The organism is Paracoccus zeaxanthinifaciens ATCC 21588, from assembly GCF_000420145.1.
Taxonomy (GTDB): domain Bacteria; phylum Pseudomonadota; class Alphaproteobacteria; order Rhodobacterales; family Rhodobacteraceae; genus Paracoccus; species Paracoccus zeaxanthinifaciens.
Window position 1 is genome coordinate 1 of record NZ_ATUJ01000022.1, and the last position, 15,688, is coordinate 15,688.

Consider the following 15,688-nt stretch of genomic DNA (forward strand, 5'->3'; position numbering starts at 1 on the left):
CAGCGTCTTCTGATCCGTTGCCTCCGAGGCCAATCCCTCGAAGATCCTGGCAAACACGCCCATCTCGCTCCAGCGCTTCCACCGGTTGTAGAGCGTCTTGGGCGGGCCATACTCCCGGGGCGCATCGCACCACCGCAACCCATTGCGGTTGATGAAGATTATGCCGCTCAGCACGCGCCGGTCATCGACCCTCGGCTTACCATGGCTCTTGGGGAAGAACGGCTTCAGCCGCTCCATCTGTTCGTCCGTCAGCCAGAAAAGATTACTCATGATGCCCCCACCTGTTTGGGAGCGTGAATCACGCCGACAGGACGGCATCAAGAAAATTAATGGGTCCTGACCCTGGGCAAGGTCCATCCGGTCGCAAATTTCGCCCGTTTCATCCATGATCGTGGTGCCCGGATCTGCGTCGATGCCGTCGCCTATGCCCCGCACCGTTTGATCGACGTCCAGGCGTGGGACGTCGATTATTACGTCTTCAGCCTCTACAAGGCTTATGGTCCGCATGGCGCGCTGATGTATGGCAAATACGACCTTCTGGCGGAATTGGACGGCCTCTATCACTATTTCTACGGCAAGGAGAAGGTGACCGCCAAGCTGGAGCCCGGCAATCCCAGCTATGAGGCCGCCTATGCCACCGATGGCATCCTGTCCTATCTGAAGGCCCTTGCGCGCCATCACGGGGCGGAGGGCGACGACCGGGCCCTGCTGACTGCTGCCTTCGACCTGATCACGGGGCAGGAGGACGCACTGACGGATCGCCTGCTGGCCTGGCTTTCGGCGCGTAACGACTGCCGCATCATCGGCGAGGCCTCGAACAAGGACAGCACCCGCGTCCCCACGATCGCCTTCAAGTTCGACGATATGGATTCAGGCGTCGTTGCCCGCGCCATGGACGATTACGGCATTGCCATGCGCTTTGGCGATTTCCATTCGCGCCGGTTGGTCGAGCATCTGGGCGAGGACGAGAACGGCGGCGTCCTGCGCGTCTCGATGGTGCATTACAACACGCCGGAACAGGTGGACCGCCTGACCGAGGCGCTGGCGCAAATCGTCGCGCGCGAGGAAGCATGAGCGATCTTGACCTCGTCATCGCTGGCGGCACCGTGGTCACCGCTGCCGACAGCTACGCCGCCGATATCGGCATAAAGGACGGGCGCATCGCCCAGATTGGCACCGGCCTAGAAGGGGCCGAACGGATCGACGCTGCGGGTCTGCTGGTCCTGCCGGGGGGGATCGATGCCCATGTGCATCTGGACCAGCCGACCGCCGACGGCACGGTCATGGCGGACGGCTTTGCCAGCGGCACCCGCTCGGCGGCGGCCGGGGGCAACACGACGGTTCTGCCCTTTGTGCTGCAGATCAAGGGCCAGTCCCTGCGCACCTGCGTCGAGGACTATCGTCGCAAGGCCGAGGGCAACTGCCACACGGATGTCGCTTTCCACCTGATCGTCAGCGATCCGACCCCGCAGGTCCTTGGGCAGGAACTGCCCGCCCTGGTGCGCGACGGCTATACCTCGTTCAAGGTCTTCATGACTTATGACGATCTGGTCCTGAACGATGCCCAGCTGCTTGACGTCTTCGAGGTGGCGCGCCGGGAACGCGCGCTTGTCATGGTCCATGCGGAAGGCCATGATGCCATCAAGCACCTGACCCGACGTTTGGAAGCGGGTGGTCATACGGCGCCATATTATCACGCCGAGGCCCATGCCCAGATCGCCGAACGTGAGGCGACGCATCGCGCCATCAGCCACGCGCAACTGATCGATGTGCCGATCGTCATCGTCCACGTCTCGGGCCGCGAACCTATGGAGCAGGTTCAATGGGCCCGCGCACGGGGCTTGAAGGTCTTTGCCGAGACCTGCCCGCAATACATCACGCTGACCGCCGAGGATCTGCAAGGGCTGAACATGGATTTCGAGGGCGCCAAATATGTCTGCTCGCCCCCGCCGCGCGATGCGGACAGCCAAGCCGCGATCTGGCAGGGCCTGCGCGACGGCACATTCGACATCTTCTCGTCCGACCATTGCCCCTTCCGCTTCGAGGGGGAGGCCAGCAAGGACAATCCACGCGCGCGCACCTCGTTCAAATGGGTGCCGAACGGCATCCCCGGCGTCGAGACCCGCCTGCCGATCCTGTTCTCCGAGGGCGTCGGCAAGGGCCGCATCAGCCTGCAACGCTTCGTGGCCCTGACCTCGACCAATCCGGCGCGGCTTTACGGGCTTTATCCGCAAAAGGGCAGCATAGCGATCGGGGCGGATGCGGATCTGACGCTCTGGGACCCGCAGATGACCCGTCAGATCAGCCAAACCGAGCTGAACCACGGCTGTGATTATACGCCCTATGAAGGGATGGAGATCACGGGCTGGCCTGTCAGGACGATCCTCCGAGGGCAGACGATTGCGATGGCGGGGAATCCGACAGGTGTTGAATTGGGTCGGGAACTGAGCCGTGACGTCAGCGACGTCTATGCAGACAGTGTCTGATTTCGGACTGTCGTGCGGTTTTCACCGCCTAGCAACTGTGTTCACCTGGTAACCCCAGCCCGACTGGTGAACACAGTTGCTGGTTGTGGGGGGCGCCTCAGACGACTTTTCTAGAACTATTCTCAGATAGCTGATTCCGAAATCCTCGTCCGCGTAAGGAGCGAAGTCGTCATTACTGTGGCTAAACGCTTCGAGTTCCGCTGCGCTTTCCTGTTCGAGTTGCTAGGCTCCAGACCCATTGATTTCATGCTTTTCGCGTGATTCAGGCTCCTCAAGGAGACCTGATCGATGAGTAATCTTTACTGGCTGAGCGACGCCCAGATGGAGCGTCTGAAACCGTTCTTTCCCAAGAGCCATGGTAAGCCCCGCGTTGATGATCGTCGCGTCCTCAGCGGCATAATATTCATTAATCGCAATGGGTTGCGGTGGTGTGACGCGCCGAAGGAATACGGCCCGGCCAAAACCCTCTACAACCGCTGGAAGCGCTGGAGCGACAACGGGGTTTTTGCCCGGATCATGGTCGGCCTTGCCGCCGAGAGCGCCGAGCACAAGACGATCATGATCGACGCGACCTACCTCAAGGCACACCGCACGGCCTCGAGCCTTGGGGTAAAAAAGGGGGGCGCGGGCGCCAGATTGGGCGCACCAAAGGCGGTATGAACACCAAGTTGCACGCTGTCGCCGATGCTAAGGGGCGGCCGATCGGGTTCTTCATGTCGGCCGGCCAGGTCAGCGACTACACCGGCGCGGCGGCGCTGCTGGGCGGCCTGCCGAAGGCTGGGTGGCTTCTGGCCGACAGGGGCTACGACGCTGATTGGTTCAGAGACGCGTTGAAAGACAAGGGGATAAAGGTTTGCATCCCCGGACGGAAGTCCCGCAAGAAGGTCGTCAAATACGACAAGCGACGATACAAAGGACGTAACCGCATCGAAATCATGTTCGGGCGTCTGAAGGACTAGAGGCGCGTCGCAACCCGTTATGACCGCTGCCCGGAAACGTTCTTCTCAGCGATCATGCTCGCCGCAACCGTCTTGTTCTGGCTGTGAAAATCAATGAGTCTGAAGCCTAGCTGACGTACGCATGGCAATCGCCCGATGAGGCCGACGGTTGTTGTAGGAGCTTCTCTAAGGCGCTGATGACTTGGCTCGCATGCTGGATGACGCCAAAGTGATGGCCGTGAACAGTACGCTACTTACGTGTCCGGATGATGCGCTCAACGATGTCGTTTATTTTCGGGGGCAGTTCGGGGCGATAGATTTCATCTTTAATCCGTAGCCGCGCACCAAGGCCGTGGAGAGGTGGTCATTGAGCGACGAACCATTTAGGCGCCATCGGTGACCTGCCACTGAACTTTCATCCAGCCGCGTTCGGAGCCCGGTGGTATTAACGCCAGTTGGCGCGACTTGAGCAATCGTCCGACGCGTGGAGCTTTCATCTTGCGCAGTAGTGAGGGCCAGCGCGTAGTCAGCCGGGGTCCGGCAATCCAAGACAGAATGCGCACGTTCAGTGTTATAGTCGGCGGCCCAATCAGTGATCACGACGAGCGCGTGAGCCAAGTCGTGGAACATGGTCTTATTAAGCAGCTCATCAAGTATCCGCCCGTTCAAGCTCTCCACGAAGCCGTTCCGCATCGGCTTTCCCGGCGCGATGTAATGCCACTCGATCCGAAGCTAGGAACACCACCGCAGAACGGCGTTCGGGGTCAGTTCGGTGCCGTTGTCTGAGACAACCATTCTAGGATTTCCTCGACGCTTGATCAGGGCCGATGGCTCTCGTGCGACGCGCCGTTCGGATATCGAAGTGTCCGGGATCGCCGCGAAGCACTCCCTGGTGACGTCGTCGATCACGTTGCGAACCCGGAAGCGTTGGTCGTTGGCAAACTGCTCATGAACGAAATCCAGCGACCAACGTGTGTTGGGCCGCGCCTCGATCAGGATCAGGGCCCGCGTGCCGATCGCTTTGCATTGGGCCTTCCGCTTGTGCGCCGTCAGTGTCGTCAGGAAACGGTCCCCCGGACCGTTCTCTGATCCTCCGCCATCCTCACGAGAGATCCGATTGATGCCTGAAGGCTCCCCCTTGCGGCGCAAGAAGACGAAGAGCCGGCGATCACCGAAGCGTGGGCGTTCGTTGGCCAGCTCTCGCAACCGATCAAGCAGCACCGCGTCCGGCCCTCGCTGCGCCTCGTCTCAGACCATCTTGCGATCCGCCTCGGCAATCCGGCACCCTGGCCGTTCCGAGAGCCCGAGCAGAGATCTCAGATGTGCGACCTCCTCGCGCTACACAGCGGGCGAATCGCCGGGAAGACAGTCCCCCGGGCTGTTTTCTGGCCCGTCTCATGACCACGTTCTGAAAGCAGTTCCTTCATTGCCGCGAGGCCCAGCATCTGTTCGGCCAGCAGCTTCTTCGGCTTGGCGTTGTTCGCCTGGTCTCTCGAACCGGTGGCGTCCACAGGCTCACTTCTCGAGCGTATTCAGTCGCTTTGCCTCCGGCACCGTCATGCCGCCGAACTTCGCCTTCCAGTTATAGAAAGTGCCTACCGACATGTCGTGCTAGCGGCATAGGTCAGCGCAACTAGCATCGTCGACGTATACGTCGACCGTGCTCGCCAAGGATGCCGATGATCTGCTCATTCGTGAATCTTGTGTGCTGAATCGTCCGTTCTCAAGTTGGAGCGGACTCTGATCGACGGTGGAGGAAAGATCCCGTGGCAGGTCAGCTGTCATCATTTACCTCCATGATATTTGCTGCCTTCTTTTTTGATAGGGTTTGGTGACCTAAAATGGGACAGCAAAGACGCCCGCAGCCGACTACGGGCGTCTTCCAGATCGGATCGCATACCTGGACAGGTTAGCCCGGCCTACCGAGGTCTTGGCGATTTGCTTCCTGCTTCGCCGTGTCGGCAAGGCGCTCGGCAGTACTTTCGACATATTCGCGGGCAGACTTCGCCGCGGAATGATCGCCGGGCGTACCTTCGTCCACGGCGTCGCGGGTTTCCTCAGCGATATCCGCAGCCTCGGATTTGACCGCGGCATAGACGGCCTTCGTCTTCTCGGTTTCCTCGTTGAGAATGCGCTCGGCTTCGTCGATCAGTTGATCGCTGTGCTGTCCAAGATATTCGTCCTCGTACCGGGTGCGCGGCAGGCTGCCTGCAAGCGCAGCGCCGACGGCCACGGCAAGGGCTCCGAAGATCAACGGCTGCTGGTCATAGTAGTTCGATATCTCGGTCCCACCACGTCGCGCCTGATCGCCGACCGACTGCTGAGCTGCCAAGGCACGTTCACGGGCCGCAATCACCCGTTCGCGTGCCTCGTTCGACAGATGCTCGGTCCCCTTCGCCAAACGCTCTCGAGTGTCGGAAAGACTGTCGCGCCCCTGATCCAGCAGCCCGGAAGCGCGGTCCCGCACGGCGCCGGCATGGTCCGCGATCTTGTCGCGGCCGGCGACGATACCATCCTTCGCGCTGCCCACGTGCTCGGACAGCTTGTCCTTGCCGGATGCAAGGCCGTCCTTCGCACGGGACAAGCGGCCGGGTTCGTCGCTATCGTGGCCCGTGATGGGCGAGGACTGCGCCCAGGACGGATAGGCCGGACGTTGCGTCAGCGTGGCATCGGAGGGCACGTTGCCAACACGCGTGGTGCCCGTCGAGGCATGACCTACAGCCGGCGCGGCGGCCTGCTGCGAGCGGTTCTGGCCCAAGATCAGCCAGCTAAGGCCCACGCCCGTCAGTGCCAGCGCCAATGGGTTCTGCTTGACGGATTCGCTGACCGATCGCGTGATCTCGCCGCCATGCTGACGGAAGTGATCGCTGACCTCGCGGATCAGGTGATCGGGCGACAGACGGTTCGTCAGCTCGCTCAGCGTCTGGTTCATCTCCTTGCGCTCGGTCTCGATCTCGCGCTGGATTTCGGCAGAGGATTGGTCGGTCATTTGTAGGCCTCCTTGACGCTTTCGACATCGCGACGCAGGCTATGCGTGGTTTTAGAAGGAACGAGATTTCGTGCCTGGAGCGCGTTTTTGCCGCGCATGATCAGAACGACAGCGATGATCCCGAAGACGATGGTCACGATCAGCGACGACCAGCCTGCGCCAAGATCAGTGGCCTCGGCGATCCAGCCCACAAGCGCGGCGCTGAAGGTGTTGAGCGCGACGATCGCGAAGACCAGTGCCACGGCCATCGCGATGATGCCGCCAAGCGCGCTGTTCAGCTTCTCGCTCATCTCGGTGCGGGCCAGATCGACTTCTTTGCGAAGCAGGTTCGAGACGTGATCCATCAGTTCGGCAATCAGATTGCCGGTTCCGGTTTTCCGTTCATCCGACATCAGAATTGCTCCTTCGATGCGATGGTCACGGTATCCGAAGGATTGGTGACAGTGTTGACAGCGGGCGATGCGGGCATTCCTGCGGCGGGGGTCGGTGCTGCGGGCGACGCCGAGGCGGGGTAGGCGGCCCCTGCATTGCCGGTCGCGCCGTGATCGGGGCTTGCCGATGCCTTGGCAAAGCGGGTGGCCGCGAAACCAAGCAGCGCAGCGCCGCCCAAGAAGGCAGCCGGGTTGCGGCGTGCAAGGCCGTTCACGTCGTTCAGCATCTGCCCCAGATCCTTGTTGCGGATCATGTCGGACAGGTCGGCCAGCGCTTCGGCGGCCTGCCCGAAGGTGCGTTCCTGGGCCGAACCCGCGCGGCTCTTGTCGGCCGCGCTGCGCAATGCGGCCGAGATGTCCTGCACCTCGGAGGCGGCGCCCTCCTTGGCCTGTTCGGTATGCTGCGCCGCGCCTTCGGAAAGGCGGCCATAAGCCTCTTTTCCGACCTCGCGTGCAGTATCGCCCAGATGCTCGGCCTCGCGCTTCAATTCCTGGGTATCGGTGCTTTTGGTCGTTCCAGCATTCTGCGCATCCGTGAATTGCGCATTTTCCGCGATATTCGGATCATGGGTCATAATCGAAACTCCCTTGAATTACACTGTGACGCCCGGTGGCACGTCGCGTGTTGCAGAATTCAACTGATCGGGTTTGGGTCAGTTCCTGACGTTTCACATTGGTTTATCGGTGATCGGCCATTATCTGCCATTCAGCCCCGGGAACGGTCGTTGGCGGGGCGCGGCTTGCGGATCGCACGCAGCGCCAGAAGCCCAAGCAACCCGGCCACAAGCGACGGTTTCCGCGATACGACGCCGTCATCGCTGCGCCCTGCGGCCTGTCTGTCGCCGGTGGTATCCTCGGGCAGGTCGGGATCGGTATCGGCCTTGACCGCGCCGCGCTGACCCTGCGGACGGGGCTGTCCGGTGGTCGTGTCCAGCCGGGTCTGATGCTCCATCTCGGAGTTCAGTTCGGCCCCTGCCAGCACGATATAGGCTGAGATCCACAGCCAGGTCAGAAGGATGATCACCCCGCCGATCGTGCCATAGGTCTCGTTATAGCTGCCGAAGTTCTGCGCATAGATCGAGAACCCCACCGTGCCCGCCAGCCACAGGATCGTGGCGACGATCGCGCCGGGGCTGACCCAACGCCATTTCGGATCCTCTCGCGAGGGGCCGAAGCGATAGACGACGGCCAGTCCGAACATCGTCAGCGCAGCCAGAACAGGCCATTGCGCCCAAGAAATGATGGTCTCGACGATGCCGGGCAGAGGAAGGACATCCAGAACGACGGGGACGACCAGGATGGCGCCCATCGAAACCAAGATGCCGAAGATCAGGAACAGGGTCAGCGCGCCGCCCGTCGCATAGAGCGCGACGATACCGCGCGTCTCCTCTTCGTCATAGGCGACGTTCATGCCCTCCATCAGGGTCAGCATCCCCTTGGTCGCGCCATAGAAGGCTACGGCGATGCCGAACAGTGCCGCGATGCCGGTCGCGGTTTCGTCCCCGCCGGTGACGGCGGTGATCTGGTCCTGGATGATCGAGGCTGCGCTCTCGGGCAGGATGGTCACCAGCGAATCCAGCTGTCCGGCGACATCGGCGGGATCGAGGAAGAACCCCGCGATCGAGATCACCGCCGCGATGGCTGGGAAGATCGCCAGAAGCCCGAAGAACGCGACGCCGGCCGATACGACCGACACATGGTCGCTGCTGATCTCGTTCTTGACCCTCTTCAGGATGTCCCACCACCCTTTCGCGGGAATCTCGGTCGGGGCCTCAGCCCTGCGGCCGCGGTGCTGCTTGCGGGGCATTTGCAAATCTCCTGTGCTGACGAATGCCCAACGCAATCGGGGGGATTTGGTCGCACAGGAAATTAAGTGGATGGCCATCCGGTGCGATCGTCGCGCCGAACTGTTCCGTGCAGATCTTTAACATTTTTTATTCAGGGCGATTTGGCGCAGCAATAAGCGCGTTATTCACGCCCTCGGGTCAAAGGGATCCGGTCCCCGCGGTGATTGTTGCGGGAACCGTGGGCGAATGGGGACAATTGGAGGGGCGTGTTCCGAAGGGCGCAAAGACAGATCACGAGGAGAGCGACACCATGAAGATCCTGACCCGCAACCTGCTTCTGGGCACCGCAATCACCCTGCCACTGGGCGGAGCTGCCTTGGCGCAATCGCTGGTGGACATCAACGAACAACAGCTGGAAGGCAAGAGCCAGGAATGCCGCATGCTGGCCGACGCCTATCGCGATGCCGACGATCCGACCGTGATCCCGCAGACCGAGGTCGTCGCGGCGATCAACCGGGACATGGTTCAGGAATGCACCGCGCTGGAAGAACGTCTGACGCAGGGGGCGTCCGATGACGTCACCGAACAGGCGGACGGCGACGAAACAGCCAAGGCCAGCGACCGCGTCGACCTGTCAGAGGATGCGATCATCGAAGGCCAGGCCGAGGTGACCGTGCCCGATCCGGAAGTCGACGTGCAGGTTCCCGCGCCCGCCGTTACCGTGACCGAACAGCAGCCCGAAATCAGCGTGACGCGCAACGCCGCCGATATCCAGGTCAGCCAGAAACAGCCCACCGTCGCTGTCGAGATCCCCGAGATCATCGTGCGCGTCGACAATCCGGCACCCGACATCTACATTCTGAACCCCGATCCCGATGTCAGCGTCACCGCGGCAGACCCCGAGGTTCAGGTCGAACAGGGCAAGCCTGGGGTCAGCGTCACACAGGCCGATCCTGAATTGAATGTCGATCTGGGCGTCGATGCGGACGGCAACCCCGTCCCGCAGGACCAAGCCCGCGACACGACCGAGATCGATGACGGTTCGGTGCAGAACGCCAACGACGATACCGAAATTGCGACCCCGGAACCGCAGGTCGAGATCGTTCAGGCCGAGGGTGAGCCGAACGTCTCGGTCGAGCAGAGCGATCCCGACGTGGCGTTCGAAGGCGCCGAGCCTCAGGTGTCCCTATCCATGGCCAAGCAGCCCACGGTCGAGGTGCAGCAGACCGGGCAGCCGAATGTCGTGATCGAGACCCCCGAGGAGCGCCAGCAGCGTCTGGCCGCCCAAGAGGGTCGACAAGCGGATTCGCAGGAGGCCGAGGCCGAGGCACAACCGCAGGGCCGCGAAATGTCCGTGGCCGAGCTGAGCGACTTGGAGGTCGTCACCGCGGACGGCGAGGATTTGGGCAATCCCGAGGCATTCGTCGATCTGGATGGTGAGCCGAACCTCGTCCTCAGCAGTGGTGGGTTCCTCGGCCTTGGCGGCAAGGAGATCCCGGTGCCGATGTCCCGTGTCACCGTCGATGAAGAGCGTTTGGTGGTCGACAGCATGACCGAGGATGATATCGAAGCTGCAAACGACTTCGAGTATGACAGCGACGCCGTTCTGCCCGACGACCGGATGATCAACCTGAGCTGAGGCACAGAGGGCTGCGTCATACCTTCCCGATGCCCCCCGGTCGCCTCGGCGCCGGGGGGCATTTTCATTTGTAACCGGTTCAGATGGAGGCCTGAGGCTACGAAGAGGCTACCGCGCTTCCGCCTCATGACAAAGGCGGCATGCTGAAGTTTCCTACACCGACCGTCTAGGCATGATGCAGCTTTCACGTGAATGAGATCGGTGCTGCTAAAGCCGCCACATTGCGGTATGCGCCTGGCGAACGTGCATTCGCATCAAGAACTGTGGAGCGCTTTGATGGAATATGAGTCGTCTGGCAGCAGGACAGATCGCTCCGCGTCATGTCGGCTCCCACGGTTTGAACCGCGTCTTCCATCAGGGGATTACCTCTTGAGCGGATTGGCACTAGCCGCATGGCCGAATAGTGTTCGATCCGGCTTGTTCTGGCGAACAGCGCGATAGGTCGTAATCGCCGATCGAAATGGCATTCAGCTTCTTGACTGTTCAGATTATCCTGAGAAGACACGGTCTTTCGAAGGGTTTCCGACCTACGAACGCCAATCGGCCGGACGGTCGCCACCCATTTTCACTACGTAGGTTTAAGCCCGCGGAATGCGCGTTGGCGCAGATCGCGTAGCGCTTGACGATGGTCGGCTGAACGCTGTCGGTGTCAGCCCTGCAGGCGTTCAGCAGAACACCGTCGTTCCGTTCTGACAGTTCCAGCGGTTTCAAAGCGACTTTTAGGGAGCCAAGCTAATTTTATGCGTCGCCGAAGCGCGACCAATCGGGGCTTGTCAAAGGCAAGCCCGCCGGAGACACGACTGTCATCAACATCTGTCCATCTATCGCTTGTTGGGCAGGCAGGTCCCGCCATGCCAGCCGCGCAGCGTTCGGCAACATGCACGGCTCCGATTCAAGTATAAAGCACGTCTCCGGTGACGCTACATCCTGATCGATAGAACAGGGCCGTAAAGATCTTATCCGTCGTATGTTTTCAGGAGCCTGATGGCTTGATCCACTTTCAAGTCTATCATTCTGTCGATGAATATATCGTGCAGCTGCTGTTGATAGGCATCTTGATAGCCGCCCTGCGATGGAGGGGTGAAATCTCGACCGCGCATGTCAGAGCCTTGGGCATCTTCATCCCTGCCATGGCTACTGTTTTTCTTACGCTGTCCAGACATTGCGGCTGCTGAAGCTGACGGTGACCCGAAACCATTCTGCAGTGAGAGAAACTAGCACGATCCCCACCTGGCGCAAAGTCCGGCCAAGCTCCTCACGGAAAAGGAATATGTGTTGATAAATGATGCCGGCAGGAACTGACGGTTGGTGCGGCGGTTTTGACCCTGATCGGCGATTGCAGTGATCGCGGATCGAGCAATTACCGAAAGGCAAGGGATCAACAGCGCTATGGAAATCGGAAGCTTGGTCGAGGGCGCAATATCAGCCTGTCACGGATGCAAAGGTTTCTCGCTGACATACAGTCCGGGAAAGGCGATGGGGTGGTGCGCCTCGGTAAGGATCAGCGGGTCGGATGGATCCGAGGTGGATGTCTCTGAAGAGAGGGAAAGCGCCGACGGCGCCTTGAAGGCACTTCTTCAGAAGCTGCGCTGCTGATCGCGCGGCATGCCCCCTTGCGGGGCCGGGGTCCAAAGACCTCGGGTATTCACGTCCGGTTGCCCAGAAGGGCGCCGGTACCGCAGGGCCCATCTCGGCCGACACGGATCCTTCGACAAAGAGCTTGCTGAGCCAATTGGAGATCATTCGATCCATGAAGCCATTCGTGACCGGTTTCCAAGACATATCGCGGGTTTCTATCGCGATACCCATCAAGGACGAAGCCTCGCGGTTGCCCCGTCTTCTGCACTCGCTCATCCTGTCGGCACAGGGCTGCGATGTTCCGGTGACCGCGACGATCCTCGTGAACAACAGCTCGGACAGAAGTGCCGAGATCGCCAGATCCTATGCGAATACCGCGATCAATGCGCAGGTCCGCGAGGTGACCTTCTCGGCCCGGACTGCCAGCGCGGGTCACGCAAGGGCCGCGGCCATGAGATTCGCGTCATCCAAGGGCGGGTTGATCATGACCACGGACGGGGATGCATTGGTCCACCCGCGATGGATCGCATCCGCGCTGCAAGAGGCGCGAAGCGGTGCCGATCTGGTCTGCGGCCGCATCAGCTCTCGTATCCCGATCCCGCTTCGCAGGGGGGCGCGGGCGCGCATCACGGTGCTGGAAAGCGAATACACCGCGCTGATGCACGAGCTTCGCTTCTACCTCGAACAGATGGCGGGGCTTCTGGATCCGCGCGCCAGGCAGCCGCATTACGTCGAATCCGGTGCCACTATCGCGATCAGGTCGGAAGCGTTCCGCCTGATCGGCGGCTGCCCCCTGGTCCGGCACAGCGAAGACCGCGCGCTGGTCGCGGCAGCACGGCGGCACGGCCTCCGTATAAGCTATTCCGATCGGATGCGGGTGCGCGTATCCGGCCGCCTGATGGGGCGGGCGGAAGGCGGCATGGCCGAATGCCTGCGCGAGCGCATGGCATCCCCGGACCCGCTTGCCGATCAGGCCGTCCTCGACCCCGACCTGCTTCTGAGCCTGTGGACGCTTGGCAGGCGGGGAATGCCCGTGATCTGGCCGGATCGGAGCCAGGTTCACGGATCGAGGCTGCGCGCCTCGGATCTGGAGGTGGCGCTGCCGCAACTGACGGACCTGATGGAGCAGATCGTGAGACCGCAATACGCGGCCTGGCGGGCAATGGAACAAGGGGTTGCGGTTTGAGAGAAGCGACAGTCGCGGCCGAGATGCTGGCAGGGGTCGGCGACGGGCCGGGCATCAAGTTGGCGTTGCAGCAAAGCGGCCTTCTGACGGCAGCATTCCGGGTCGCGCATCAGGCGCCGGATCCCCGGGATCTGTTGCGGTGCCTCGTGACGATCGGCCAGGCCGATCTGTCGGCGGGACGCATCTTCGAAGGGCATGTGAACGCGGTCAAGCTGCTGCTCTTGCACGATGCCCCGGCATCTTCGGTCGAGCATCACGGTCTGTACGGCATCTGGGGCGCGGATGGCAGCAGTCCCGTCAGGATCGAGGACAGGCGACTGCGAGGCTACAAGCTGTTCGCCAGCGGCGCCGACATCCTCGACCGTGTCATCGTGTCCGCGACCACCGAAGAGGGCATCCAGCTTCTGCTGATCCCGACATCCTCGTTGCAGGATCGCCTGTATCCGGAGGAATGGCGGATGTCCGGGATGCATGCGACGGCATCGGGGCGATGCGACCTCGAAGGGCTGTCGCTCGATCATGCGGTGTTTCTTGGCGAACCCGGGGCCTATCTGCAGGAGCCCTACTTCCAGGGCGGGGTCTGGAGATACGCGGCCGTGCAGCTGGGTGCGATGCAGGCACTGACCGCGATCACGCGGGACCAGCTGCGCCGCAGGGACCAGTTGGGCGCGCCGATCCAGCTGATGCGACTGAAGGCGATGACCCTGGCCTGCGAGACGGTCCGGCTGTGGCTGGAGCAGGCAGCCCTCGCCACCGAGCGGGTGGATGCTGTTGAAGGCGACAGCCTGTCCTCGATCTTTGCCCGGTTGCAGACCCAGCAGGAGGCCATGAAGGTCCTTGGTCTGGCCGACGAAGCACTGGGGGCGGCGTCCTTCGCCATCGGACACCCGGCCGAGAAGATCAGGCGCGACTTGGGCCTCTATCTTCGACAGGCGAACCCCGACGGAATGGCGCTCGATGCGATGCAGCGCATGCTTGCAAGCCAGGAACTGTCGTCGAGGTGGATCCCGTGAGCCGCTTTCTGGAACGCGCGGCGGATGCGCCCTGGGCCTCGGTCGATCAGATCGTGGGCGATCGCCCGATCTGCGTACTTGCACCCCATCCCGATGACGAGACACTGGGATGCGGTGCGATCATCCACGATGCTGCCAAGCGGGGGATATCCGCCCATATCGTCTGCGTGACGGACGGGTCCGCATCGCACCCCGCCTCGGTCGCCTGGCCGCCCGAAAGGATCGCCATGCAGCGCCGGCGGGAATTGCTGTCGGCCTGCCGCTTGCTGGATCCGGGCGCCCGAGTGGATTGGCTTGGTTACGGTGATTGCAAGGCGCCGCGCGATCCTGAAACGGCTGCCGAACTGGCGCCGCTGATCGCGCCGAATGCCCTGCTGCTTTGCACCTGGGACGGCGATCCCCATGTCGATCACCAGTCCTGCGCGATGCTTGCGCGGCACATCGCCAGGCTGCGCGACGATATCCAGCTTCTGTTCTATCCGATCTGGGGGCGTTTCACCGACGGGCATGCGCAGGTTTCCCGCATCCACGCGTCGCCCGGGGCGAAGGAAATCAAGCGACAGGCGCTGTCCTGTCATGCCTCGCAGATGACGCCGCTGATTGCCGATGATCCGACGGGCTTCGTGATGTCTCAGGAACATCAGCAGCATTTCCTTGCGCATCCGGAGATGATCATTGCCGCATGAACGCGTGATAGCTCATCTGGAGAACCTCTATTCCCGAAGCGACGATCCGTGGCAGCACAGGACGAGCGCCTACGAGGCCGCCAAATACGCGACTACGTTGGACGAGATCGGTCTTGGCCCCTTCGCATCTGCCATCGAGATCGGATGCGGGAACGGTACCCTGGCATCGTTGCTGCGCCATCGATGCCAGCATCTGACCCTTGTCGAGTGCATACCCGCGGCGCTGAGCCTGGCGCGACAATCGTTGGCCGATGCAAGAAACGTCACCTTCATCGGCGGCACGGCGCCGCACGACCTGCCATCAGCGCGCTTCGATCTCGTGCTGTTGTCCGAGGTCCTCTACTTCCTGACCGTTCAGGAAATCGCCGAACTGGCAGAATGGCTTGGCAAGCATGCGACAGGTTCGGTGGTCGCCGTGAACTGGACAGGCCCCACGGACGAGGAGCTTGACGGGACGCAGGCGGTCGAGGCGCTTGCAGCGAGGCTCGGTGCCTCGACGAGCAGGTCCCATCAGGGGTTCCGGATCGACGTATTCACACGTCCGGGGTAGGGCGGTTCACATCTTGCCACACGCCGTCTTTCGACGACGGGCAGGTGCCGGAATGTTGCCGGCCTTAGGCTCCAGACTCATTGATGGTCACAGCCAGAACATGACGGTGGCAGCGAGAGCGACGGCGGAGAGGAAGACCTTTGGGCATCTATCGTAACGTGTCGCTACTCGCCGCCAGTCCTTCAACCTACCGAACATGATCTCTATGCGGTTGCGTCGTCTGTAGCGTCGCTTGTCGTATTTGACGGGCTTGCCGCGGGACTTCCGGCCCGGGATGCAGGGCCTGATCCCCTTGTCTTTCAGGGCGTCGCGGAACCAATCCGCATCATAGCCTCGGTCGGCGAGCAGCCAGTCCGCCCGAGGCAGGCTGCTCAGCAGCGCGGCTGCACCGGTGTAATCGCTGAC

The 15,688-nt window shown here is 61.8% G+C and carries 12 protein-coding genes and 3 pseudogenes; 8 read left to right on the forward strand and 7 right to left on the reverse strand.

What is annotated here, in order from left to right:
• Window positions 1-270 (reverse strand): IS5 family transposase (locus F804_RS0114750; protein ID WP_022708528.1); only part of this gene is annotated, 270 nt, incomplete at its 3' end.
• A 72-nt stretch (window positions 271-342) separates the two neighbouring features.
• On the opposite strand from F804_RS0114750, the gene F804_RS16685 reads away from it, so the two are divergent.
• The 3 genes and pseudogenes from F804_RS16685 (at window position 343) to F804_RS17250 (ending at window position 3,532) form a co-directional block, all read left to right on the forward strand.
• A complete protein-coding gene (locus F804_RS16685) occupies window positions 343-1,074 on the forward strand; it encodes an aminotransferase class V-fold PLP-dependent enzyme (RefSeq protein WP_281166831.1) in 732 nt (243 codons plus the stop codon).
• Window positions 1,071-2,486, forward strand: a complete 1,416-nt coding sequence (hydA, locus tag F804_RS16690; RefSeq protein WP_022708517.1) for a dihydropyrimidinase — start codon at window positions 1,071-1,073, stop codon at window positions 2,484-2,486. Before F804_RS16685 ends, hydA begins: the two co-directional genes overlap by 4 nt.
• 288 nt (window positions 2,487-2,774) lie before the next feature.
• Window positions 2,775-3,532 (forward strand): annotated as a pseudogene (locus tag F804_RS17250) (IS5 family transposase).
• Window positions 3,533-3,839: 307 nt separating this feature from the next.
• Here F804_RS17250 and F804_RS17255 read toward each other — a convergent pair.
• The 5 genes and pseudogenes from F804_RS17255 to F804_RS16705 all read right to left on the reverse strand — a co-directional run bounded on the left by F804_RS17255 (window position 3,840) and on the right by F804_RS16705 (window position 8,651).
• Window positions 3,840-5,138: pseudogene (locus F804_RS17255) on the reverse strand (IS3 family transposase).
• 195 nt (window positions 5,139-5,333) lie between these two features.
• Window positions 5,334-6,413, reverse strand: a complete 1,080-nt coding sequence (locus F804_RS0114785) for a DUF3618 domain-containing protein (RefSeq protein WP_022708519.1) — start codon at window positions 6,411-6,413, stop codon at window positions 5,334-5,336.
• On the reverse strand, window positions 6,410-6,805 hold the full coding sequence (locus F804_RS0114790) for a phage holin family protein (protein ID WP_022708520.1): 396 nt from the start codon (window positions 6,803-6,805) through the stop codon (window positions 6,410-6,412). Before F804_RS0114790 ends, F804_RS0114785 begins: the two co-directional genes overlap by 4 nt.
• Complete coding sequence (locus F804_RS16700) at window positions 6,805-7,419, reverse strand: hypothetical protein (RefSeq protein WP_022708521.1); 615 nt, start codon at window positions 7,417-7,419, stop codon at window positions 6,805-6,807. The genes F804_RS0114790 and F804_RS16700 overlap by 1 nt, the downstream gene beginning before the upstream one ends.
• A gap of 131 nt (window positions 7,420-7,550) precedes the next feature.
• Complete coding sequence (locus F804_RS16705; protein WP_022708522.1) at window positions 7,551-8,651, reverse strand: YihY/virulence factor BrkB family protein; 1,101 nt, start codon at window positions 8,649-8,651, stop codon at window positions 7,551-7,553.
• Window positions 8,652-8,941: 290 nt separating this feature from the next.
• Between F804_RS16705 and F804_RS0114805 the strand changes: the two genes are divergently transcribed.
• The 5 genes from F804_RS0114805 (at window position 8,942) to F804_RS16715 (ending at window position 15,283) form a co-directional block, all read left to right on the forward strand.
• Complete coding sequence (locus F804_RS0114805) at window positions 8,942-10,270, forward strand: PRC-barrel domain-containing protein (RefSeq protein WP_022708523.1); 1,329 nt, start codon at window positions 8,942-8,944, stop codon at window positions 10,268-10,270.
• Between the two features lie 1,750 nt (window positions 10,271-12,020).
• Window positions 12,021-13,034, forward strand: a complete 1,014-nt coding sequence (locus tag F804_RS0114815) for a glycosyltransferase family 2 protein (protein ID WP_156845259.1) — start codon at window positions 12,021-12,023, stop codon at window positions 13,032-13,034.
• Entirely contained in the window at window positions 13,031-14,047 is a 1,017-nt protein-coding gene (locus tag F804_RS0114820) for an acyl-CoA dehydrogenase family protein (RefSeq protein ID WP_156845260.1), read from the forward strand. The genes F804_RS0114815 and F804_RS0114820 overlap by 4 nt, the downstream gene beginning before the upstream one ends.
• Before the next feature lie 53 nt (window positions 14,048-14,100).
• Window positions 14,101-14,733, forward strand: a complete 633-nt coding sequence (locus F804_RS16710; protein ID WP_245540375.1) for a PIG-L deacetylase family protein — start codon at window positions 14,101-14,103, stop codon at window positions 14,731-14,733.
• 4 nt (window positions 14,734-14,737) lie between these two features.
• Window positions 14,738-15,283 (forward strand): SAM-dependent methyltransferase, encoded by a 546-nt coding sequence (locus F804_RS16715; RefSeq protein WP_022708527.1) that lies wholly within the window; start codon window positions 14,738-14,740, stop codon window positions 15,281-15,283.
• An 87-nt stretch (window positions 15,284-15,370) separates the two neighbouring features.
• Here F804_RS16715 and F804_RS0114835 read toward each other — a convergent pair.
• A pseudogene (locus F804_RS0114835) lies at window positions 15,371-15,688 on the reverse strand (IS5-like element ISPze1 family transposase); the annotation flags it as partial.

Bases quoted from the DNA above. Each gene is read 5' to 3' on its own strand.
- hydA (WP_022708517.1), top strand. From the start codon at position 1,071: ATGAGCGATCTTGACCTCGTCATCGCTGGCGGCACCGTGGTCACCGCT.
- F804_RS0114785 (WP_022708519.1), bottom strand. From the start codon at position 6,413: ATGACCGACCAATCCTCTGCCGAAATCCAGCGCGAGATCGAGACCGAG.
- F804_RS0114790 (WP_022708520.1), bottom strand. From the start codon at position 6,805: ATGTCGGATGAACGGAAAACCGGAACCGGCAATCTGATTGCCGAACTG.
- F804_RS16700 (WP_022708521.1), bottom strand. From the start codon at position 7,419: ATGACCCATGATCCGAATATCGCGGAAAATGCGCAATTCACGGATGCG.
- F804_RS16705 (WP_022708522.1), bottom strand. From the start codon at position 8,651: ATGCCCCGCAAGCAGCACCGCGGCCGCAGGGCTGAGGCCCCGACCGAG.
- F804_RS0114805 (WP_022708523.1), top strand. From the start codon at position 8,942: ATGAAGATCCTGACCCGCAACCTGCTTCTGGGCACCGCAATCACCCTG.
- F804_RS0114815 (WP_156845259.1), top strand. From the start codon at position 12,021: ATGAAGCCATTCGTGACCGGTTTCCAAGACATATCGCGGGTTTCTATC.